The 23,286-nt window shown below is 58.3% G+C and carries 16 protein-coding genes and 6 tRNA genes; all 22 read left to right on the top strand.

The genetic code is table 11. The annotated features are described in order from the left end of the window. Positions 1 to 40: 40 nt before the first annotated feature. The 22 genes from rapZ to nrdD all read left to right on the top strand — a co-directional run bounded on the left by rapZ (position 41) and on the right by nrdD (position 23,188). Positions 41 to 961 carry an RNase adapter RapZ gene (gene rapZ / locus DWW12_RS03890; protein WP_022094878.1) on the top strand — a complete coding sequence of 307 codons (921 nt, stop codon included), beginning with the start codon at positions 41 to 43 and terminating at the stop codon, positions 959 to 961. A 6-nt stretch (positions 962 to 967) separates the two neighbouring features. Next, entirely contained in the window at positions 968 to 1,897 is a 930-nt protein-coding gene (gene whiA, locus DWW12_RS03885) for a DNA-binding protein WhiA (protein WP_022094879.1), read from the top strand. Between the two features lie 193 nt (positions 1,898 to 2,090). Next, positions 2,091 to 3,116, top strand: a complete 1,026-nt coding sequence (gap, locus tag DWW12_RS03880; protein WP_022094880.1) for a type I glyceraldehyde-3-phosphate dehydrogenase — start codon at positions 2,091 to 2,093, stop codon at positions 3,114 to 3,116. Positions 3,117 to 3,256: 140 nt separating this feature from the next. Next, positions 3,257 to 4,447, top strand: coding sequence for a phosphoglycerate kinase (gene pgk / locus DWW12_RS03875; RefSeq protein ID WP_117855071.1), 1,191 nt, complete (start codon positions 3,257 to 3,259; stop codon positions 4,445 to 4,447). Continuing rightward, positions 4,440 to 5,207, top strand: a complete 768-nt coding sequence (tpiA, locus tag DWW12_RS03870; protein ID WP_022094882.1) for a triose-phosphate isomerase — start codon at positions 4,440 to 4,442, stop codon at positions 5,205 to 5,207. Before pgk ends, tpiA begins: the two co-directional genes overlap by 8 nt. Before the next feature lie 5 nt (positions 5,208 to 5,212). After that, positions 5,213 to 6,766 carry a 2,3-bisphosphoglycerate-independent phosphoglycerate mutase gene (gene gpmI, locus DWW12_RS03865; protein WP_117773758.1) on the top strand — a complete coding sequence of 518 codons (1,554 nt, stop codon included), beginning with the start codon at positions 5,213 to 5,215 and terminating at the stop codon, positions 6,764 to 6,766. A 161-nt stretch (positions 6,767 to 6,927) separates the two neighbouring features. Beyond that, entirely contained in the window at positions 6,928 to 7,182 is a 255-nt protein-coding gene (secG, locus tag DWW12_RS03860; protein ID WP_117773759.1) for a preprotein translocase subunit SecG, read from the top strand. 290 nt (positions 7,183 to 7,472) lie between these two features. After that, positions 7,473 to 9,149 (top strand): ABC transporter substrate-binding protein, encoded by a 1,677-nt coding sequence (locus DWW12_RS03855; RefSeq protein WP_117758575.1) that lies wholly within the window; start codon positions 7,473 to 7,475, stop codon positions 9,147 to 9,149. Positions 9,150 to 9,306: 157 nt separating this feature from the next. Continuing rightward, on the top strand, positions 9,307 to 10,344 hold the full coding sequence (locus DWW12_RS03850) for an ABC transporter permease (protein WP_117758574.1): 1,038 nt from the start codon (positions 9,307 to 9,309) through the stop codon (positions 10,342 to 10,344). Positions 10,345 to 10,358: 14 nt separating this feature from the next. Continuing rightward, entirely contained in the window at positions 10,359 to 11,294 is a 936-nt protein-coding gene (locus DWW12_RS03845; RefSeq protein WP_117640785.1) for an ABC transporter permease, read from the top strand. Positions 11,295 to 11,296: 2 nt separating this feature from the next. Further along, complete coding sequence (locus tag DWW12_RS03840; protein WP_022094887.1) at positions 11,297 to 12,388, top strand: ABC transporter ATP-binding protein; 1,092 nt, start codon at positions 11,297 to 11,299, stop codon at positions 12,386 to 12,388. Beyond that, positions 12,388 to 13,416, top strand: a complete 1,029-nt coding sequence (locus DWW12_RS03835; protein ID WP_022094888.1) for an ABC transporter ATP-binding protein — start codon at positions 12,388 to 12,390, stop codon at positions 13,414 to 13,416. Before DWW12_RS03840 ends, DWW12_RS03835 begins: the two co-directional genes overlap by 1 nt. 591 nt (positions 13,417 to 14,007) lie before the next feature. Next, positions 14,008 to 14,097, top strand: a tRNA-Leu gene (locus tag DWW12_RS03830). 59 nt (positions 14,098 to 14,156) lie between these two features. Continuing rightward, a complete protein-coding gene (locus DWW12_RS03825; protein ID WP_117773760.1) occupies positions 14,157 to 16,502 on the top strand; it encodes a GAF domain-containing SpoIIE family protein phosphatase in 2,346 nt (781 codons plus the stop codon). 78 nt (positions 16,503 to 16,580) lie between these two features. Next, entirely contained in the window at positions 16,581 to 17,327 is a 747-nt protein-coding gene (locus DWW12_RS03820; protein ID WP_117773761.1) for an anti-sigma factor antagonist, read from the top strand. Between the two features lie 105 nt (positions 17,328 to 17,432). Beyond that, positions 17,433 to 17,508, top strand: a tRNA-Gly gene (locus DWW12_RS03815). Between the two features lie 34 nt (positions 17,509 to 17,542). Further along, positions 17,543 to 17,616, top strand: a tRNA-Cys gene (locus tag DWW12_RS03810). Between the two features lie 42 nt (positions 17,617 to 17,658). Then, positions 17,659 to 17,734, top strand: a tRNA-Gly gene (locus DWW12_RS03805). 521 nt (positions 17,735 to 18,255) lie between these two features. After that, positions 18,256 to 19,989: a glycoside hydrolase family 13 protein gene (locus tag DWW12_RS03800; protein WP_233544223.1), complete on the top strand. Its 1,734-nt coding sequence runs from the start codon at positions 18,256 to 18,258 to the stop codon at positions 19,987 to 19,989. Positions 19,990 to 20,131: 142 nt separating this feature from the next. After that, positions 20,132 to 20,207 (top strand) — tRNA-Gly (locus DWW12_RS03795). A gap of 3 nt (positions 20,208 to 20,210) precedes the next feature. Further along, positions 20,211 to 20,285: transfer RNA gene (locus DWW12_RS03790), tRNA-Val, on the top strand. A 680-nt stretch (positions 20,286 to 20,965) separates the two neighbouring features. After that, positions 20,966 to 23,188, top strand: a complete 2,223-nt coding sequence (gene nrdD / locus DWW12_RS03785; RefSeq protein ID WP_117855069.1) for an anaerobic ribonucleoside-triphosphate reductase — start codon at positions 20,966 to 20,968, stop codon at positions 23,186 to 23,188. Positions 23,189 to 23,286 lie beyond the last annotated feature (98 nt).

Here is a 23,286-nt window from a genome sequence, read left to right as displayed (position 1 = left end):
CGGGTTGCTGGGTCCCGCGCTTGTTTTTGGGAGGCAGCACATGCAAAAGGGAGATGCCATGGATGCGGCGGAGCGCTCGGAGCGCATCCCCGATATCGTCATCATCACCGGAATGTCCGGATCGGGCCGCACACAGGCCATGCACGTGTTCGAGGACATGGGCTATTTTTGCATTGATAACCTACCTCCGCGTCTCATCGCCCAGCTTGCCGAGCTCGTCGGCATCAATACGGGCGTGGGCAGGCATCTCGCCGTCACCTGCGATTTGCGTAGCCAGGGACTGTTTGACGAGTTGCTCGATGCGGTCGCCGCGCTCGAAGAGCGCGAGATGAGCTGCGACATCGTGTTCCTGGAGGCTTCTGACGAGGTGCTGATTCGTCGCTACAGCGAAAATCGCCGCCGTCATCCCATTGCCAAGCCGGGGGAGACTACGGCCGATGCCATTCAGCGCGAGCGCCTTCAGCTGCAGGGCGTGCGCGATCGAGCCGATATGATTATCGACACGAGCCGCCTGCGCACCTCTGCCCTGCGCAACAAATTGCGCATGGCGTTCTCCGAGTTGTCCGACCAGCAGCTCATGGACGTTCACGTGTTCTCGTTTGGCTTTAAGCACGGTATGCCCGTCGAGGCGGACATTATGATCGACGTTCGCTTCCTGCCCAATCCGTTTTACGATCCCGAGATGCGTACCATGACCGGTCTCGATAAGAAAGTCTCCGACTTTGTTCTGGACCATCCCAAGACCCAGGAGTTCTGGAAGGCCTGGACGCAGCTGCTCGATACGGTGATGCCGGGCTATATCGCGGAGGGTAAGCCGCAGCTTTCTATCGCCATCGGCTGCACGGGCGGACAGCACCGTAGCGTCGCCATTGCCGAGGCCACGGCCCGTTACCTGGAAGGCGCCCAGTATCACGTGAGCATCTCCCACCGCGACCTGTCGCGCGCCAACACGAAGGCATAGGCCTGCATGTCGTTTACCGCTGAGGTGCGCGACGAGCTTGCGCGCTGCGAACCCGAATGTGAATACTGCGATTTGTCGACGCTTGCCGCCCTGACGCGTGTGAGCGGTACGCTTTCGTTGGCCGGCTCCGGGCGGTATCGTTTGACGGTCGCGACCGAGACGGGCGCCGTCGCGCGCACGATGATCACACTGACGCATCGCATCCTTAAGCTCAAAACGGAGTTCACCGTCCGTAAATCTGTATTGCATAAGGTTCGAAACTACCTCATCACCTTGCCCGATCAACCCGACCTGGACAAGGCTCTGGTGCTGCTGGGCATTCTCGACCGCAGGGGAGGGCTCGTCGCCGGTGTTCCCCGGCACATCGTTGCCCGTCCCTGCTGCAGGCTTGCCTACATCCGCGGCGCGCTCATCGCGGGCGGTTTCGTGGCCGATCCCCGCGGCGACTTTCATTTGGAGATCGCGGTGCAGGGCGAGCAATATGCCAAGGGGCTTTGCGATCTGTTGGAGCAGATTGGGGTCCATGCTCGTGTTAATGCGCGGCGGGGGTCATATGCCGTGTACATTAAGAGCGCCGAGGAAATCGAGCATCTATTAAAGCTGATTGGTGCCAAGCGCAGCGTTGCCGAGATTGAGGAGGCGCGCGCGGTCAAGTTGGTTAAGAACGATGTGAACCGTCGCGTGAACGCCGAGCTCGCCAACCAGACCAGAAGCGCCGGTGCTGCCCAGCATCAGCTTGCGCTTATCGATGAGCTCGAGCAGCGAGGCCTTCGCGATGCGCTTCCGGATGCCTTGGCGGTCTTTTGCGACCTGCGCGAGCGCTATCCCGATCTTTCGCTGCGTGATTTAGGGGAGATGGCTGACCCTCCCTTGTCGAAGTCGGCCCTCTACCATCGAGTTTTGAGGCTTGAAAAGCTCATTGAAGCAAACAGGTAGATTAAAGTATCGACTTATATACGGATTTAGCTGCTGTTTTAGTATTTAAAACGTTTTAACGTAAATTTGATTTTCAATTTCGAGCATTCTCGTGAAATTCAAGTCAAAAAAAAGGTATATTAGGCGAGTGGTTAGTTTGTGGGCCTCAACGGCAGGCGCTGTAGCTTGCGGGGGCCTTACGAAAGGAGACACAATGGCAGTAAAGGTTGCTATTAACGGCTTCGGTCGCATCGGTCGTCTGGCTTTCCGTCAGATGTTCGGTCATGAGGGCTCCGAGATCGTCGCTATCAACGACCTCACCTCTCCCGATATGCTCGCTTACCTGCTGAAGTACGACTCCACGCAGGGCAACTACGCTCGCGATCACGAGGTCGTTGCTGGCGAGGATTCCATCACCGTTGACGGCAAGGAGATCAAGATCTACAAGGAGGCCGACGCCAACAACCTGCCTTGGGGCGACCTCGACGTCGACGTCGTTCTCGAGTGCACCGGCTTCTACACCAGCAAGGCTAAGGCTCAGGCCCACATCAACGCTGGCGCCAAGAAGGTCGTCATCTCCGCTCCGGCTGGCAGCGATCTGCCCACCATCGTGTACAACGTCAACCACGAGACGCTGACCGCTGAGGACAACATCATCTCCGCTGCTTCCTGCACCACCAACTGCCTCGCCCCGATGGCCAAGGGTCTGAACGACTTCGCTCCCATCGTGTCCGGCATCATGACCACCATTCACGCCTGGACTGGCGACCAGATGCCGCTCGACGGCCCGCAGCGCAAGGGCAACAAGCGTCGTAGCCGCGCCTGCGCCGTCAACATCGTCCCCAACACCACCGGTGCTGCCAAGGCTATCGGCCTGGTTCTCCCCGAGCTCAACGGTAAGCTCATCGGTGCCGCCCAGCGCGTCCCGACGCCGACCGGCTCCATCACCAACCTCTACGCTGTCGTTGACAAGAAGGTCACCGTCGACGAGGTCAACGCTGCTATGAAGGCCTACGCTGCCACCATCTCCGAGACCTTCGGTTACAACGAGGACGACATCGTCTCCACCGACATCATCGGCGAGACCCATGGCTCCATCTTCGACGCCACTCAGACCATGTGCTCTGACCTCGGCAACGGCCAGACCCTCGTTCAGGTCACCTCTTGGTACGACAACGAGAACTCCTACACCTCTCAGATGGTCCGCACCATCAAGTACTTCGAGAAGTTCGTTGCTTAATTTAGCTTTTAGCGAATAGCTCGTTGAGCGTCTAAAGAAGGGCGCGGCCTTATAGGGCTTACACCCTAGGGTCGCGCCCTTTTTATAAGAAATCGTCTGCCGTAATGGGAGGCAGACACGTACGAAAGGTAGAAGCAAACATGGCCTTTACCAAGAAGACCGTCCGCGACATCGATGTCGACGGCAAGCGCGTTCTCGTCCGCGTTGACTTTAACGTGCCTATCAAGGATGGCGTCGTTGGCGACACCACCCGTATCAAGGCTGCCCTGCCCACCATCAACTATCTCGTTGAGCACAATGCTCGCGTCATCCTCATGAGCCACCTCGGCCGTCCCGATGGCACCGGCTTCCAGCCCGAGCTGTCCCTCGAGCCCGTCGCCAAGAAGCTCGCCGAGCTCTCTGGTCTTGACGTTGCCTTTGTTGCCGACACCTACGGCGAGAAGGCTGCCGAGGCTGTCGCCGCCGTCGAGCCGGGCAAGGTTCTCGTTCTCGAGAACGTCCGCTTCGATAAGCGTGAGAAGAAGAACGATCCCGAGATCGCCAAGAAGCTCGCTTCCTATGGTGACGTCTTCGTTCTCGATGCCTTCGGCACCGCTCACCGCGCCCAGGGTTCCGTCGTGGGCCCCGCCGCTTACCTGCCTGCCGTCGCCGGCTTCCTGCTCGAGAAGGAGGTCGACACGCTGACCGGCATCTTCGCCGAGCCCGAGCGCCCCTTCGTCGCCATCGTCGGCGGTTCCAAGGTTTCCTCCAAGATCGGCGTTCTCGATCACCTCATCGACTCTGCTGACACCCTGATCATCGGTGGCGGTATGGCCTACACCTTCTTCCTGGCTCAGGGCCTGTCCGTTGGTCAGTCCCTCAAGGAAGAGGACTGGGTCGAGCGCGCTGGCGAGATGCTCAAGAAGGCCGAGGAGAAGGGCGTCAAGATCCTGCTCCCCATCGACAACCGCGTTGCCGATCACTTTGGCGAGGACGCTGTCCCCGAGGTTGTCGCTTCCGACGCTATCCCCGACGATCGTGAGGGCATGGACATCGGCCCCAAGACCGAGGAGCTTTACGCCGAGGCCGTCAAGGGTGCCAAGACCGTGTTCTGGAACGGCCCCATGGGCGTCTTCGAGTTCGACAACTTCGCTCACGGCACCCAGGCTATCGCCGAGGCTGTCGCCGAGGCCGACTGCGCCTCGATCATCGGCGGTGGCGACTCCGTCGCAGCTGTCAACAAGTTCAACCTGGCCGACAAGATGAGCTGGATCTCCACCGGTGGTGGAGCTTCCATGGAGCTCGTCGAGGGTAAGGCCCTGCCCGGAGTGGAGGCGCTTCTCGATGCCTAATCGCACCCTTCTTATCGCTGGTAACTGGAAGATGAACAACGACGTCGCCGAGGCCGCCAAGCTCGCCGACGAGCTGGCTCAGGCTCTGCCCGAGGTTCCGGCTGGCGTCGAGGTGCTCGTCTGCCCTCCGACTATCGACATCACCACGGTTCATGACCGCATTCAGGCTGCCCCCATCGCCCTCGGTGCACAGAATGTGTACTGGGAGGCCAAGGGTGCCTTCACCGGTGAGTCCTCTTGCGACATGCTCAAGTCCGCTGGTTGCACCTACTGCATCATCGGTCACTCCGAGCGTCGCGACTACTTCCACGAGACCGACGAGGACCAGAACAAGAAGGCCAAGGCTCTCGTTGCCGCCGGTCTTGTTCCCGTCTTCTGCTGCGGCGAGTCCCTTGAGGTCCGCGAGGCCGGCACCTATGTCGAGCACGTCGTGAACCAGGTCAAGGCCGGCCTTGCTGGTCTTGAGATCACCTGCCCCAAGCAGGTCGTCGTCGCCTACGAGCCCATCTGGGCCATCGGCACCGGCAAGACCGCTACCGCCGAGGACGCTCAGGAGGTCTGCGGCGCTATCCGTGAGACCCTCAAGGAGATGTTCGGCGAGGAGCTCGCTAACGGCATCCGCGTCCTGTATGGCGGTTCCGCTAAGCCCGGCAACATCGCCGAGCTCGTCGCCAAGCCCGACGTTGACGGCGCCCTTGTGGGCGGCGCTTCGCTCAAGGCTGCCGACTTCGCCTCTATGGTCGTCAAGGCAGGCGAGTAGGACATATGGCACAGCGTCATCTTCCTGCACTCCTGATCATCATGGATGGTTGCGGCCTTGCTCCGGCCGATGGCGAGAACGCCGTCGCCGCTGCCAAGACGCCCTTCCTTGATAGCCTGTACGAGAAGTACCCCCACACCACGCTCGGCGCTTCGGGCGAGGACGTGGGTCTTCCCGATGGCCAGATGGGTAACTCCGAGGTGGGTCACCTCAACATCGGTGCCGGCCGCATCGTGTTCCAGGAGCTTTCGCGCATCAACAACGCCATCAAGGACGGCTCCATCGCCAAGAACGAGGTTTTCGTCAAGGCTATGGACGACGTCAAGGCTGACGGCAAGACCCTTCACCTCATGGGCCTTATGAGCCCTGGCGGTGTTCATTCTCACATGAACCACGTCGAGGCTCTGGTCAAGATGGCTGCCGAGCATGGTGTCAAGACCGTTCGCGTCCACGCCTTCATGGATGGCCGCGACGTTGACCCGCAGTCCGGTGCCGGTTACATGAGTGAGTTCTGCGCCTTCCTGGCTAAGATCTCCGAGGAGACTGGTTGCGACGCTCGCGTTGCCACCGTCTCGGGCCGTTATTGGGCCATGGACCGCGATAATCGTTGGGAGCGCATCCAGCGCGCCTACGACGTCATGGTCAACGCGTCCGATGCCGATACCGACCCCGTTGCCGGTATCAAGGCCTACTATGAGAAGGATCCGCGCGGCGACGAGTTCGTCGAGCCCTTCGCTGCCCACAACGAGGGCATCCACGAGGGCGACGCGGCCATCTTCTTCAACTTCCGTCCCGACCGTGCTCGTCAGATGACCCGCGTGTTCACGGACAAGGAGTTCGACGGCTTTGAGCGCGAGCAGATCAAGCTTTCTCACTTTGTGACGATGACCGAGTACGATCCGACGTTTGACGTCGAGGTCGCCTTCCCCAAGACGTTCCCCGAGAACGTCCTGGCCGACGTTATCGCCGCCAACGGCCTGAAGCAGCTGCATACCGCCGAGACCGAGAAGTACGCCCACGTGACGTTCTTCCTCAACGGCGGCATCGAGGAGCCCAAGGAGGGCGAGGAGCGCGTGCTCGTCGCTTCCCCCAAGGTCGCTACCTATGATCTGCAGCCCGAGATGAGCGCTCCGGAGGTTACTGAGAAGCTCGTCGCTGCTATTAACGAGGATCGCGCTGATTTCTACATCGTGAACTTCGCGAACTGCGACATGGTTGGTCACACCGGTGTCTTCGACGCCGCCGTTAAGGCCGTCGAGGCTGTTGACGATGCCCTGTCCAAGGTTGTCCCGGCGATTCTCGCCAAGGGCGGCTTTGCGCTGATTACCGCCGACCACGGCAACGCCGATCACATGTTTGACGTTGCTTCCGACGGTTCCAAGCATCCGTTCACGGCTCACACCACCAACCGTGTGCCGTTCATCATCGTTGATGAGAAGGCCAAGCTCACCGGTATCGAGGACGGTCGTCTCTCCGATATCGCTCCGACCATGCTCACCATGGCTGGTCTCGAGCCTTCCGCCGAGATGACGGGCCGCGTGCTCGCCACCGAGGCCTAAAGAAAACAACTATCGTTTTCTTGTAAGGGGGTTGTCCACGTCCGGGCAACCCCCTTTTGGTATTTCTGCCATTTCTACTCCGTCCCCAAATGGCAGATGGGGAGTGTTGGGGGTTGTGGTACAGTACTGGAGTTTGAATTGTTCTATTAAGGAGCTTATCTATGGGTCCGTTCCAGATTCTTCTGTTTGCTGTGTGGGCTGTTTCTGCCGTGGCGCTGACGATTCTCGTTCTGATGCACTCCGGTAAGGGCACCGGCGTTTCGGATATGATCGCCAGTTCTCTGTATAACTCCACCTCTGCCACGGGCGTTATGGAGCAGAACCTTGACCGCCTGACCGTCATCATGGCTGTTGTGTTTGCCGTGTGCGTCGTGCTGTGCATGTTCTTCTTCCCGCAGGGCATCGTCGGCTACTAAGCATCGGCGTATATACGTTTGTAAAGGGTCCCGCATGTGCGGGGCCCTTTTTGTTTACAGACTTGTAATAGAGTCAAAATATCCCCACATACTTCGCCTAACTAAAGAAATTCTCGACCGTTAACCGGAATCAGCGCCAAATTGTGCATAAAATGCGCTACTGTATTGCAAAACGTTGGCCCGCACTGCATAACCAGCCATAACGGCGGACCGCGTTTGAATGGTTCGATTGGGCTGTCTCGACGTTGCCCGGCCGAATTCACTTTGTCCTATCTCATAAGGAGGATGGCATGGCTGATTCTATGTTCCACCAGCCCGTTATGGGTCGTCGCGCCTTTGTTGGCGGCACCCTCGCTGCGAGCTCCATGGCTTTTCTTGCCGCATGCGGCAAGAAGGGCGGCGACGCTTCCGGATCTGACTCCGGTTCGACGCTGAACTTCTACATCAACAACCCGGTCTGCATCGACCCCTACAACGTCCAGGAGGATCAGGGCACTCAGGTCGAGTACCAGCTCTTCGACGCTCTGACGGAGTACGACCCCGAGAAGGGCGAGATCGTTCCGCTGGCTTGCGAGTCCTTTGAGGCTAACGACGACGCCACCGAGTTCACCTTCAAGATCAAGAAGGCTAAGTTCCACAACGGTGACGACGTTACCTCCAAGTCCTTCAAGCTCGGTTGGGAGCGTCTAGTCAACACCAAGTCGGCCATCGCCACCGAGTATGGTCCTTCCGAGGTCTCCTATCACCTTTCCATGGTTGAGGGCTATGACGATCTGCTTGCCGGCAACGCTACCGAGCTCAGCGGTGTTACTTGCCCCGACGATGAGACCCTCGTCGTCAAGCTGTCTTCCGCTTACGCCGACTTCCCCTTCGTCGCCTCTCACCCGGCTCTGTCCCCGGTTCCCGAGTGCGCCGAGTCCGATGTCAAGAGCTTCTACCTTGCCCCGGTCGGTAACGGCCCGTTCATGATGGACGGTAAGTGGGAGGATGGCCAGGAGATCAACCTCAAGAAGTTTGACGATTACTATGGCGACAAGGCCAAGATCGATGGCATCCACTTCCAGGTCATCAAGGACATGGAGACCGCTTACAAGGAGTTCCAGGCCGGTAACCTCGATGTCTGCGACGTTCCCGTTGCTCAGATCGATGCCGCCAAGAAGGACCGTGGCGAGTCCAAGGACGGTTACACCATGGGTGACGGCGAGCATATGCTGCTCGGTGCCGAGCCTTCCACGTACTATCTGACCTGCAACACCACGGCCGAGCCGTTCAATAACGCCGACCTGCGCAAGGGCATCTCCCTGGCCATCAACCGTGAGGCCATCTGCAAGACCATCTTCAAGGGTACCCGTACCCCCGCCGACGGTATTGTTCCTCCGGGAATCGCCGGCTACAAGGAGGGCGCATGGGAGTTCTGCGCCTATGACGTCGACAAGGCTAACGAGTACCTCGACAAGGTCGCTCCCGCTGGCGCTAACGGCGATCGTGGCATTAGCGTGACCCTTTCCTACAACCAGGACGGTGGTCACAAGGAGATCATGGAGTCCATCATCGGCGACCTCGCCAAGGTTGGCGTTACCGCTGTCTCCGATACCCCTGAGTGGTCTGCCCTGCTCGAGCAGTATCAGAACTTCAACTATCAGTTCGGCCGTCTGGGCTGGATCGCCGATTACCCGATCATGGACAACTTCCTGTACCCGCTGTTCCACTCCGACTCCCTCGGTGGCGACAACCGCTCCGGTTACAGCAACCCCGAGTTCGATGCCAAGGTCGACGAGGCCCGCACCACGGTTGATGACGAGGAGCGCATCGCCAAGATGCGGGAGGCCGACGCTATGGTCGCTGCTGACTGCCCGGTTATCCCGGTGATGTTCTACACGCACACCATCGCTGGCTCTGACCGCGTCAAGCATCTCTATGTTGATCCGCAGAAGCACGCCGATCTGGGTACCGCCGAGCTCGCCTAAGGGTTTTGCAGCTTCCGTGAGGGTCAAGTATTTACGTAGACCTCATGGGAAACATACAGTTCTCCCTAACCTGGGGTAAACTGGCTGATGGTAATTTTGGGATGCCGGTCTGGCGATCGGCATCCCATTTAGGTTAATCCCTAGATAGGGGAGTGGTATGGGTAAGTACATCGTTAAACGTGTGCTTCAGTTCATCCCGGTGTTTTTGGGCGTTACGCTGATTCTGTTCGCCCTCCAGAATATCGTGCCGGGAGATCCGATCAAGCTGATCGGTGGAGACAAGGCTCTGTCCCCCGAGGTGGAGCTTCAGCTTCGCGTTCGCTATCACCTGGTCCAGACGGACGAGGACGGCAACGCGATCCTTGACGAGAACGGCGACCCCGTTCAAACGTCGCTCGTGGACCGTTACTTGTATTACATGAACGGCCTGCTTCATGGCGATCTGGGCAATTCGTACCAGCGCAAGCTGCCGGTTACGGAAATCTTTGCCCAGAAGTATCCGTATACGGTCAAACTTGCCGCGTGCGCCATCGTGCTCGAGGCAATCATGGGTATCGGTGCGGGTATCATTTCGGCGGTTAAGCGTTATTCCTTCTGGGATATTTTGGTAACGCTCACCACGTCGATTCTCGTTGCCGTCCCGGCCTTCTGGCTCGGTATGTTGCTGCAGCTGTTCTTTGGCGTCATTCTCAAGGACGCCACGGGCGGTGCATTCTCCATGCCGATCTCGGGTGCCGGCGGTTCCAGCTCTCAGTATCAGGATTGGATGCACTATGTGCTTCCGACCATTACGCTGGCTTCGGTTTCGACCGCTTATGCCGCCCGCATTATGCGCTCGCAGCTGCTTGACGTCATGAACCAGGATTACATCCGTACGGCAAAGGCCAAGGGTCTCTCCAATCGCGCGATCATTATCAAGCATGCGCTTAAGAATGCACTCATCCCCGTCGTTACCTATATTGGTGTCGACTTCGGCGGCATGCTTTCGGGCGCCATCCTGACCGAGACGGTCTTTAACTGGCCCGGCATCGGCTTCGAGGTCTACCGCGCCATTAGCATGCGCGACTGGCCCATCGTTATGGGCGGCGTTACGCTCATTGTTGTCGTCGTTATGGTGATCAACCTGCTCGTCGACATTAGCTATGCATTCCTCGACCCGCGCATCCGCCTTGGCGGTCCGTCGGATAAGGCCTAAGGGAGGTACGTCTCATGCAGGAAACTGATTCTCAGTCTCAGGAGCAGGCTACCGCCACCAAGGCCGCATCTGCTCCCGCCAAGTCCCGCACGCTGTGGGGCGACGCTTTTAAGCGTCTTCGTAAGAACAAGCTCGCCGTTATCGGTGTCTGCTGGATCATCATCGTTGTTGTGGTCGCCCTGACCGCCGATCTGTGGGCTAAGCCCTGGCTCGGCTCTCCTACGGCTTCTGACTCGACCACCATGGCCGAGACGTCGCTGCTGGCTCCGTGTGCCGAGCACCCGTTTGGCACCGACTCTCTTGGTCGTGACATTCTCGTCCGTGTTATCTACGGTGCACGCGTTTCGCTTTCCGTCGGTATTATGGCCACCGCCATCTCCACGGTGATCGGTCTGGTCATGGGCGCCCTGGCCGGTTTCTATGGCGGCATCTGGGATACGATCATCATGCGCTGTGCGGACATCTTCCTGGCGTTCCCGTACGTGCTGTTCGTTGTTGCCATGATTGCCGTTATCGGTCGTGGTCTTCAGAATGTCTTTATCGCCATCGGCATTCTCGGCTGGCCTTCGATTGCGCGCGTCTTTAGATCCGCGATCCTGACGGTCAAAGAGAACGACTATGTTGACGCCGCTCGCGCTATGGGTGCATCCGATGCGCGTATCGTTATGCGCCATATCTTCCCGAACTCCGTTGCTTCTATCGTGGTCTATGCGACCATGAACATTGGTGGCGCTATTCTGACCGAGTCTGCCCTGTCCTTCCTCGGCATGGGCGTTATCCCGCCTACGCCTTCGTGGGGCTCCATGATTCAGGACGGTCAGCAGTATCTTCTGACTGCTCCCTGGATGATGATCATGCCCGGTCTGGCAATTCTCTCGACGGTGCTCGCCTTCACCCTGCTGGGTGACGGTCTGCGCGACGCCCTCGACGTCAAGATGAAGGACGCATAAGGATGAAGAAGAACAAGAACTATGTGGACCTGAAGGACCAGCCGGTTCCCGAGGGCCAGCATCTGCTCGAGGTCGATGACCTTAAGATGTATTTCCATACCGAAGATGGTGTCGTTCGCGCTGTCGACGGTGTGTCCTACACACTCGATCGCGGCGAGACCCTGGGTGTCGTCGGTGAGTCCGGCTCCGGTAAGTCCGTGACCGCCATGACCATCATGGGCCTCATTTCGATGCCTCCGGGAAAGATTGAGGGCGGCGACGTTCGCTATCGCGGTCGTTCTATCCTCGAGATGACCGAGGAAGAGATGCAGCACATTCGCGGTAACGATATCGCGATGATCTTCCAGGATCCTATGACCTCCTTGAACCCGGTCTATAAGATCGGCAAGCAGGTGGGCGAGGGCCTTCGTCTGCATCGTGGCTACTCCAAGCAGGAGGCGCTCAAGCGCGCCACCGAGCTTTTGGACCTCGTTGGCATTCCCGAGCCCGAGAAGCGCGTCAATGAGTATCCGCACCAGTTCTCTGGTGGCATGCGTCAGCGTGTCATGATTGCTATGGCCCTTGCCTGCGATCCCGATATTCTGATTGCCGACGAGCCCACGACCGCCCTGGACGTTACCATTCAGGCTCAGATTATTGAGCTTATGCAGGAAATGCAGGAGAAGAACGGCAACGCCATCATCATGATTACCCATGACCTGGGCGTTGTCGCCGATATGGCCGACAAAATCATGGTTATGTACGCCGGCCGTCCCGTCGAGTTCGGTACTGCTGAGGAAATCTTCTACGAGAGCCGCCACCCCTACACCTGGGGCCTTATCCGCTCTATCCCGGAGCAGGCCATCGAAGAGAAGAAGCCGCTGACGCCGATTCACGGCAACCCGCCTTCGCTCATGAACCTGCCCGAGGGCTGCGTCTTCTCTCCTCGTTGCCCCTATGCGACGGACAAGTGCCGCAAGCAGCGCCCCGAGCGCGTTGTCACCGAGTCCGGTCATTACTCTGCGTGCCACTACTCCGGTGACCCCGAGTTCCTCAAGAACGCTCCTGAGACGTCCCGTACGCGCAAGGATTCTAAGAAGGGAGGCGAGGCGTAATGGCAGATACCAACGAGCGTACTCCGCTGCTGAAGGTCGAGCACCTCTCTAAGGAGTTCCCCGCAGAGTCCGGCATGTTCGCCAAGCGTTTTTCCAAGCGCGTCGTCTCTGCTGTAAACGACATCTCTTTTGAGATTTATCCTGGTGAGACCTTTGGTCTGGTTGGTGAATCTGGTTGCGGTAAGTCCACGACGGGTCGCACCATCATGCGCCTGACCAAGCCGACCGCCGGTAAGGTGTTTTTCCAGGGCAAAGACGTTGCCGAGATGAGCAAGCATGAGATCAAGGACATGCGTCGCGAGATGCAGTTTATCTTCCAGGATCCTTATGCTTCGCTCAATCCTCGTATGACCATCGGCGAGATTGTCTCTGAGCCCATGACCATTCATGGCGTGGGTACCAAGGAAGAGCGAATCGAGCGCGTCCGCGAGCTGCTGGACGTCGTCGGCCTCAACCCCGAGCACATCAACCGCTATCCGCACGAGTTCTCGGGCGGTCAGCGTCAGCGTGTCGGCATCGCCCGTGCGTTCGCTCTGAAGCCCAAGCTGATCATCTGCGACGAGCCCGTTTCCGCTCTGGATGTTTCCATTCAGGCCCAGGTTCTTAACCTGCTCAAGGAACTTCAGGACAAGTTCGGTACGGCCTATCTCTTCATTGCCCACGACCTGTCCGTCGTGCAGCACATCTCCGATCGCGTTGCCGTTATGTATCTGGGTAAGATGGTCGAGGTTTCGGACTGGAAGACGCTCTATAGCGAGCCTCACCATCCGTACACGCAGTCGCTGCTATCTGCCGTGCCGGTTCCCGATCCGGATATTCAGAAGACCCGCAAGCGCATCATCCTCGCCGGCGATCCGCCGTCGCCGCTGGATCCGCCGACCGGCTGCCGTTTCCACACGCGCTGCCCGATCGCGCAGGGCATCTGCTCCGAGAAGCTTCCTGAGTTTAAGGAAGTTGCCCCGGGCCACTGCTGCGCGTGCCACTTCGCCGAGCCGTTCCCGATCAAGGAATCGCACATCGACCTGTAGTCGGTTGTTATCGTCCGGGCCCGCCCTGGCGTTACTTTTCAGAACGTCCTCGGACATGTCGGAAGCCCCGCCGCGCGCTACGCGCTGCGGGGCTTCCTCTGTCCTGCGGAATGTTCTGAAAAGTAACGCCAGGGCGGGCCCTGCGGTAACTCGGCAGGGGGAGTGCGATTCCTCGATCGCTCACTAAACCTAATAAGAAATTGAGTGAGGCCGGAGCTTTAGCTCCGGCCTCCTTATATAAGGGCTCGGCAAAGCCGAGCCACAAACTTTTTATCAGCCCCCAGAACATGTTTGGGAATTGTGTTTGGAGAATGTGGCCGTAGGCCCCGAATCGGTGTTGCCTCCCGGCGCATTCCGCAGGGGGAGCGATATTTTGCAGCACGAAGTGCGTAGCAAAATATCGCCCATGCCCGAGGACGCGCCGGGAGGCAACACCGATTCGGGGCCGGGCATACGGATCTACCTGCGCATTTACAAATTCGTAAACTTTTTTGAAAAAAGTGCTTGCACAGTTCTCGAATCATAGGTTATTATCTTCCTCGTTGAACGCGCGGGTCCAACAAAACGAACCGCGAATCAACAACATAGCATGTCGGAGTGGCGGAATTGGCAGACGCGCTAGCTTGAGGTGCTAGTGACCGCTTTTTGGTCATGCGGGTTCAAGTCCCGCCTCCGACACCATCGCATTTGAGAAGCCTCTTCGGAGGCTTTTTTGTTACCGATAGACGGTGAGGTCCACGATGGAAACGCTTGAACGCAACGAGTGGGCAGACGTTGCCCAACTAGTCGAGATCACGAGCGATGCTGTCATCATCTGCGAGCTCGACGGAACCATTCTGCATGTGAATAATCGCTTACTTGGTTTGATGTGCGAGGAACGCGCCGACGTCATCGGCGGAGATGTTAAAGACGTCCTGTACTCGTCCGCTTTTGAACGTGCGACGGAACATCGTCTGCCATTTGAAACTGATGGCTCCGAGAACGAACTGATGCTCAAGCTGAGTGACGGCTCTTTTATTCCCGTCTTGGTTCGTGCGGGCTCCGTAACGCCTCCACACATCTTTGGGCGCCGCGCACCACGTGTCCTGGTGGCGCTTCACAGTATCGAGGAACAGTATTCTCACGACCGGCAACTCAAGCGTGCGCTTTCGGAGCTTAGAGTGGCGAACAAGCGCCTCTCTGGCACGCTCTCGGTCATTATGAGTACCGTGGGCTCCGATGAGCTGCCCAGCCTACTTGATACCGTTTTGAACCAGCTTGTAGGAACGCTCGATGCTTCGGGTGCCGCTATCTATTTTTCTGAGAGCGGTGGTTTTAAACTTCGCGGTGTTTCCAAGGAGCTGTACGACAGCTACCTGCCTGAGTTTTTGCCGTATGGCGCTGGCATTCCGACGTATGTTCTTCGTGAGTCGCGTGCCTGTCGCTTGTCGATTCAACAGGACCTTGAGGGTGATAAGGTCGCCTCCGGTATGTTCATGGATCTGGACAATCGTTCTAAGCACCTGTTGCGCATGCAGGATATGCCTCCGTACCGCAGCGAGATCTGTCTTCCCGTTTTTTACGGTACGCAGATCCTTGGCGTGCTGGAAGTTGGTTGGAAACGCCCTCAGGCACCGCTCGCCTATGACGTTAATGTGCTCGAGGTCATTTGCGATTACCTGTCTATCCAGCTGGTCGGCATGGCATCGAGCCTTCGCTCCCGTCGCACGGCCGAGCTTGGCCGCTCGCTCAATGTCTTGCGTGACGAGTTGTTTACCTTTCTAGACGATTCCGCCGCGGCTACCCAGGCGGTATCGTCCGAGATCTGCAATATGCTCAACTGCCATTTTTGCCCTATTGAGTATGACGCCAGTCTGGATTCCTACGTCATAGATTTTGAAGGCGGCAGTCGCGTTGCTTTGCCGGACGATCCCGAGAAGCTTTTCTTTTCCACGACGGCGCCAGCGGCACGTCTGGGGGCTGGCCCTGATGGCTTTGAGGCATCTGTTTTGGGCGGCACGAGCGCCGAGGACCTTAAACACGTCCGTCTAACTCGCGTTGACGAATCGATGCCTATGGGAGGCTGGCTTAGGGCGCATGGCCTGCCTTGCCAGGGTCTCTACGTCGACGCCGGCATCGAGGCGGGGCGCCCGCGCTCTGAGGGCGATGGCAAGCACAGTAACGACGCGATCGTTCCTGCTTCTGTTGCGAAGGGCCCGACGACGCGCGCGCTGCTGCTTCGTGATGGTAGCCAAGAGCCGATTGATGACCTTGAATATGACTACTTGGTGCACTTGGCTCATGACTTTGAACTGATCTATGAAGGCGAATCTCAAAAGCGTGAGGAGCGCCATATCGCTCAGACCCTTCAGATTGGCATGAGAAATTCACTGGGGGATGTTCCGGGAATCGCCGCCGATTCGGTGTACCTGTCGGCCACGAACTCGGCGTTGGTCGGCGGCGATTTCTATACGCTCATCCGTCTTCCCGACGATTGCGCCGTCATGATTCTGGGCGATGTGTCTGGCAAAGGCATTGAGGCTGCATCGATGTCCGCGCTCGTCAAGACGGCCCTGACGGCATATGCCTGGGAGGGCGCTGGGCCGGCCCGCATGGCACGCTCCCTTAACAGCATGCTCATGGGCTTTTCAAGGGTCGAGACGTTCGTGACGGCCTTTATCGCCAAGATTGACCTTAAAGCCGGACGTGCAACGTATTGTTCGGCGGGCCATCCTCCGACCATGGTCATCAGGCCAGAGTCGATGCCGCTGGGTGGCGGCGAGGCCCGTGGGGGGGAGGTCGAGCTGCTTGGATGCCAATCGGGGGTAATCGGTGCCTTTGAGAGCATGGTATACGAGACAGGCGTGTTTACGTTCGCTCCTGGTGACATGCTATTTATGTACACCGACGGAACAATCGAAGCGCGTGACCGCTCGGGTGCTTTCTTTGGCGAGCAGCGCCTTCGCGACCTTCTGCTCTCTGTCTCGGGTGAGGGCGTGTCGGGCATTTGCGGCAAGGTCTTGGGCGAGCTTGACCGATTTACCGAATCGGCGCTGGACGATGACATTGCATTGGTGTCCCTTGAGTTTTTACGGGGTCGTTCATAGACGACGCTGGGCGGGCTGAATCCGTACGGTTGGGGAAACGAATGCATCGAGTGGGCTTTTTTGGGGAACCATGGTCGTATGAATGAGTGGAATGACATAGTGGTTTTGACGCCACCAGGCGATATCGACATCGCCACGGTGCCTGCGCTGCGTCGGCGGTTGGATGCTTTGATTGGCCGCGGCGTGCGTCGTGTCGTCATCAACTGCCAGGCTGTTAGCTTTATCGATTCGACGGGCTTGGCATTCCTGCTTACGCGCGCTCGTGAGCTCATGAGGCGAGAAGGCCTGCTTTCGCTCGTCAATGCATCAGGTGAAGTTGTTCGCTTTTTGGAGATTGCCCGTCTTGTCGATATTCTTCATGTCGCGGGGCCGGCACGGGAGTCTATTCCCGCCATTCCGGTGGGGGAGCTGCCTCGCTGGAGTAAGAGCGTCGAGGTCCGTCAGGGTATCGAGAATCTTCCATACTACCGACATCGCATCGCCGAACTCCTTGAATCGCTTCCGTTGCGCCGTGACGAGCGCTACGATGTCGCGTTGGCGTCGGGGGAGGCGCTGGGTAATGCCTATGACCATGCGGGCGGTATCGGGTGCATCCTGACGGTTCAGGCCTATGGCGATCGCGTTGTGGTCGAGGTACTTGATCGAGGTGCCGGCTATTCTATCGATGAAACGAGCGAACCGGTCGCATCTGAGGAGCGCGGCCGTGGTATCAAGCTTATGCGTATGCTCGTCGATAACGTGGAGGTTGCTCGTCGTACGGACGGCGCCGGCACGCGCGTGCAGATGGTGAAGCTGTTTAGCGGAGCGCTGGAATCGTGTGCCTAGCCAATCGCTTTAGCGCGTTTAGCTACTAAGAACATGCGGCAGACAAGTTTTTTGAAAAAAGTACTTGCGTCTTTTGGACAACTCGCGTAAATTAATAACCCGCAAGCGGACATGGCTCAGTTGGTAGAGCACAACCTTGCCAAGGTTGGGGTCGCGGGTTCGAGCCCCGTTGTCCGCTCCATTGCATTTCCGGACCGTTTAGGCGGTCCTTTTTCGGCGAAGTGGCCAAGTGGTAAGGCAGAGGCCTGCAAAGCCTTTACCCCCGGTTCGAATCCGGGCTTCGCCTCCAGGTAACATCCGGGCGCTCCGGCGCCCGTTTTGTTTTACATATGCGGACATGGCTCAGTTGGTAGAGCACAACCTTGCCAAGGTTGGGGTCGCGGGTTCGAGCCCCGTTGTCCGCTCCAAACGCAACAGCCCGACTACTACGGTAGCCGGGCTTTTTTGTACCCATCGTATGGGCTCGAACCCGAGAGGGAGTGAGCGTTAAGCAAACGCGGAGCGTTTGTAGCGAGCTGGCGAAGACGCCGGCAGGCGGCCGAAGCCGGTGCGGATCCGCGAAGCGAATACGCAGACGCCCCGTTGTCCGCTCCAACTATCTTACGCGGTTCTAACGAACCGCGTTTTTGTTGACGCTGCGCGAGCCCCGGGCACCCCATCTTGCCCCTCAATCGTCGGTCGCGTACATAAAGTACGCTTCCCTCCTCTTTCGCGGCAACTTGGGGCACCCGGAGCCCGCTCGCTGTCGTGGCCGGAGGAGTGGGCCTTCCGTTCTTTTCACTGATCGATCGATTCGTCCCAGGAGACTCGAACCCGAGAGGGAGCGAGCGTTTGGGGCGTGGCTGTGGCGTTGTTTGCCGCGAATGTCCGCTTTGGGCGTATCATCGTGGGCATCTCGCAAAACCTCGTTGCAAGGGAGACTCATCCCATGGCTACAGAAAAGTCCTCGTCGCGCCCATGGATGTCCGATGCCGCGATCTATCAGATCTATCCGCGCTCGTTTAAGGATTCGACTGGTTCGGATCTGGGCGATATCGCGGGCATTACCCAGCAGATGGACTATCTTGAGCAGCTGGGCATCGAGGCCATCTGGCTGAGCCCGTTTTACCCATCGCCTCTTGTCGATGGCGGCTATGATGTGGCGGACTACTGCGATGTCGACCCACGTCTCGGCTCGCTTGACGACTTCGATGACATGATCGCTGCGGCTCATGCGCACGGCATCAAGGTCATCGTCGACATCGTGCCCAACCATTCGTCCAACCAGCACCCCTGGTTCAAAGCCGCTCTTGCCGCCGGCCCCGGATCACCCGAGCGCGCCCGTTATATCTTCCGCGATGGTCGCGGCGAGCACGGCGAGCTGCCTCCCACCAATTGGAATGCCAACTTTGGCGGCCCCGCCTGGACGCGCGTCGCGGACGGTCAGTGGTATCTGCACATGTTTACGCCCGAGCAGCCGGACTTTGACTGGTCGTGTCCCGAGGTTCATGCGTTCTTTTGCGACGTCCTGGCGTTTTGGAGCGATCGAGGCGTCGATGGCTTTCGCATTGATGTGGCGCACGGTCTCGCCAAGGATCTCGACCGCGATGACCTCGACCAGTGGCATCTCGCCGAGGGCGATGACATGGTTGAGGACGGCACCCATCCGCTGTGGGACCGCAACGAGGTCCATGAGATCTATCGCGAGTGGCGCCGCGTGTTCGACCGTTATGATCCGCCGCGCAGCGCCGTTGCCGAGGCGTGGGTTCTGCCCGAGCGCCAGTATCTCTACGCACGCCCCAGCGAGCTTGGCCAGACATTCAACTTTGAGTTCGCCAAGGCCACTTGGACCTATGATGACATGCACGCTGCAATCGAGAAGGGCTTGAAGGCGGCCATCGAATCCGGTTCCGCCTCGACCTGGGTACTCTCCAACCACGACGTGCCGCGCGTGGCGACACGCTATGCCCTGCCGCAAATCAAGGCGACGCGCTACCATCAGATTGCGCTCGACTGGCTCTTACGCGACGGGTCGTCTTATGACGAGGACCGTGAACTCGGCGAGCGCCGCGCGCGGGCAGCCCTTTTGCTTGAGTTGGCGCTTCCGGGCTCGGCATACGTGTATCAGGGTGAGGAGCTCGGCCTTTTTGAGGTGGCTGACATCCCGTGGGCTGCACTCGAAGATCCCACTGCGACCAATACGCACGGACCGAAGCGCGAGAAGGGGCGCGACGGCTGTCGTGTGCCCCTGCCGTGGGTGGCAGCGGACGATCCCGCGCAGGGCGGATCGTTTGGGTTTTCACCGGCGGACGCCGATGCGGCGCCCCATCTGCCACAGCCTGCATGGTTTTCCGATTACGCTGCCGATAGGGAAGAAGCGGACCCGGCATCGATGCTTGCGTTCTATCGCGACGCCCTCTGGCTGCGGCGCAAGCTGCGCGGGTGCGCCAACGATCTTGCGTGGCTCGATCTTGACGGGTGCACCGGCCTTGCGGATGGTGCCGAGGGCGCTGAGGGCGGCGTCATCGCCTATCGCCGCGACAACGGCTGGGCGTGTGTGACGAACTTCGGTGCAGCACCCGTGGAGCTGCCGGCGGGTAGGGTCCTGCTCACCTCATCACCGCTTGCAGATGGCAGGCTCGCGCAGGACAGCTCTGCCTGGATCATGCTCGCTGAGTTGTAGGGGGCCTCTTGCGGCGAGCTTGCGTTTGCCTACACCTTCCGTGGTGGCTGATGTCTTCGCGAGGTTCGCGAGGGCGTCGCAAAACTTTTCAAAAAAAGTTCTTGCATTTGGGTGGATCATCCCGTATATTAAATCCTCGCAGGCGGACATGGCTCAGTTGGTAGAGCACAACCTTGCCAAGGTTGGGGTCGCGGGTTCGAGCCCCGTTGTCCGCTCCATTTGGGCGTTTAGCTCAGGGGGAGAGCGCTTCCCTGACACGGAAGAGGTCAGAAGTTCAAATCTTCTAACGCCCACCAAATGTTCGCAGCCCAGAGGCTATGTCCTCTGGGCTGTTTTGTTTTGGTTGCCAAATGTGTCGCCAAATACGTCACCAAATTTCGAGTTTTTGATCTTCCGGGATGCTTCTCAGTAGTCATCCGGGGAAACTCTCATCTTCTCCGTTTGCATACACATATCTTTTAAGGACTCGTGCCGCGGTTGCATGAGGCTCGGCAAGGCACGACCGCAACATGTTGGTCAAGCATAATCTTTTGGATTCTTTTGGCGTGAGCGGCTTGGTTTTGGTAGGATTTGTCAGCGGCTTGACTAAGGGGGTTTTATAACTGCCATGCAGGTAGCCGTGTTGGTAACGTTTTACCGACTTGTCAAATACCCCTCATTTTTAATGCGTCTGCAAAATGACCAATTGCTTTGACCTGCTGAAACACTATATGTTGTGTTTGACCTAAAAAAAGAATACAGGATATAGATGCCTCTTTGTCGTATGATAGATGGCGGACAGAGAACGAAGACCTTAACTGCCTCTTTTGAACGTGTCCTTGAACCGCTTGATCGGCTCCTGGGAATGTCCGCATGGAGGCTTATGGTTTATCGAGAACACAGATTGCGCGACGGCGCCGCAAGACAGGGACAGGCCCTGCCGGGCATCGTTTGGCTCTGAAGCGCAATGAGACTACGACGCGAAAGAGGCAAGAGGATGAAGATCATCAAGCGCAGCGGCACCGAGGTTGTCTTTGACATCGATAAGATCGTCAATGCCATCCGCGCCGCCAACTTGGAGGTCGAGGAGAGCTCTCGTCTAACCGACCGCCAGGTGGTTTACGCGGCACAAAACGTCGCCGAGGCATGCGAGAACGCGGGCCACACCGTTTCGGTCGAGGAGATCCAGGATTTGGTCGAGGACGAGATCATGCGTCTCGACTGCTACGAGGTTGCTCGCCACTACATCATCTATCGTTATGTTCAGAGCCTGAAGCGCCAGAAGAACACGACCGACGACAAGATTCTGTCGCTGATCGAGTGCAATAACGAAGAGGTCAAGCAGGAGAACTCTAACAAGAACCCGACCGTCAATTCCGTCCAGCGTGACTATATGGCCGGCGAGATTTCCAAGGACCTGACTCAGCGTGTGCTGCTGCCCCAGGAGATCGTGGATGCCCACAATGAGGGCCTGATCCACTTCCACGATTCCGACTACTTTGCCCAGCACATGCATAACTGCGACCTGGTGAACCTGGAGGACATGCTCCAGAACGGCACCGTTATCTCGGGCACGCTGATCGAGAAGCCGCACAGCTTCTCGACTGCCTGCAACATCGCGACGCAGATTATCGCCCAGGTTGCTTCCTCCCAGTACGGCGGCCAGTCTATTTCGCTGACCCATCTCGCCCCCTTTGTTGAGGTGAGCCGTCAAAAGATTCGCGGCGAGGTTGCCCGCGAGCTCGAGGAGCTCGGTGTTTCGGCATCTGCCGAAAAGGTCCGTGAGGTCGTTGAGGACCGTCTGCGTGACGAGATCCGTCGCGGCGTCCAGACGATTCAGTATCAGGTCGTGACCCTTATGACCACAAACGGCCAGGCGCCGTTTGTGACGGTCTTTATGTATCTCAACGAGGCTCGCTCAGCGCAGGAGAAGCACGACCTTGCCATGATCGTGGAGGAGACGCTTCGTCAGCGCTATGAGGGCGTTAAGAACGAAGCCGGTGTGTGGATTACCCCGGCATTCCCCAAGCTTATCTATGTACTCGAGGACGATAACGTTCACGAGAATTCCCCGTACTTCTACCTGACCCAGCTGGCTGCCAAGTGCACCGCCAAGCGCATGGTGCCCGACTACATCTCCGAGAAGAAGATGCGCGAGCTCAAGCTGTCTAAGGGCGAGACCGCCGGCAACGGCGATTGCTACACCTGCATGGGTTGCCGTAGTTTCCTGACGCCCGACCGTTCGGGCAACGGCTTTAACAATGTCGCCAACGCGCTGAACTATGACCCGACCAAGCCTAAGTACTATGGTCGCTTTAACCAGGGTGTTGTGACCATCAACCTGCCCGATGTCGCGCTGAGCTCGCATCAGGACATGGACAAGTTCTGGAAGATCTTCGATGAGCGCCTTGAGCTGTGCCATCGTGCCCTGCTGTGCCGTCATGAGCGCCTGATGGGCACGCTTTCGGATGCCGCACCGATTCTGTGGCAGTACGGCGCCCTGGCGCGTCTGAAGAAGGGCGAGACGATCGATAAGCTGCTCGTGGGCGGCTATTCCACCATCAGCCTGGGGTATGCCGGCCTGTATGAGTGCGTCAAGTACATGACGGGCCACAGCCACACCGAGAAGGAGGGCACGCCCTTTGCCATGGCCGTCATGCAGCGCATGAACGACAAGTGCGCCGAGTGGAAGGCCGAAAGCGATATTGACTTCTCGCTGTACGGTACCCCGCTTGAGTCGACGACCTACAAGTTCGCCAAGTGCCTGCAGCGTCGTTTTGGCATCATCCCGGGCGTGACGGACAAGGGCTACATCACCAACAGCTACCACGTCCACGTGTCCGAGGAGATCGACGCATTCGACAAGCTCAAGTTCGAGGGCATGTTCCAGCAGCTTTCGCCGGGCGGTGCCATCTCCTACGTCGAGGTTCCCAACATGCAGGACAACCTCAAGGCTGTCATCCGCGTGATGCAGTACATCTACGACAACATCATGTACGCCGAGCTCAACACCAAGAGCGACTACTGCCAGGTGTGCGGCTACGATGGCGAGATCCGCATTGTCGAGGACGATGGCAAGCTGGTGTGGGAGTGCCCCAACTGCGGCAACCGCGACCAGGAGAAGATGAATGTCGCCCGTCGCACGTGCGGCTACATCGGTACCCAGTTCTGGAACCAGGGTCGAACCGAGGAGATCCGCGACCGCGTGCTGCATCTCTAATACCGTTCCGGGGCTGAGCCGAGAGGGCCGCTTGGGCTTTTGCTCGCTATTTCGGACAGTCCTGCGCAAGACGAAGGCCACATTAAGTGGCCTTCTTT

The organism is Collinsella sp. AF14-35, assembly GCF_003464565.1.
Taxonomy (GTDB): domain Bacteria; phylum Actinomycetota; class Coriobacteriia; order Coriobacteriales; family Coriobacteriaceae; genus Collinsella.
The sequence above is the reverse complement of the archived record's forward strand: the minus strand, read 5'-3'. Positions and strand labels throughout refer to the sequence as shown.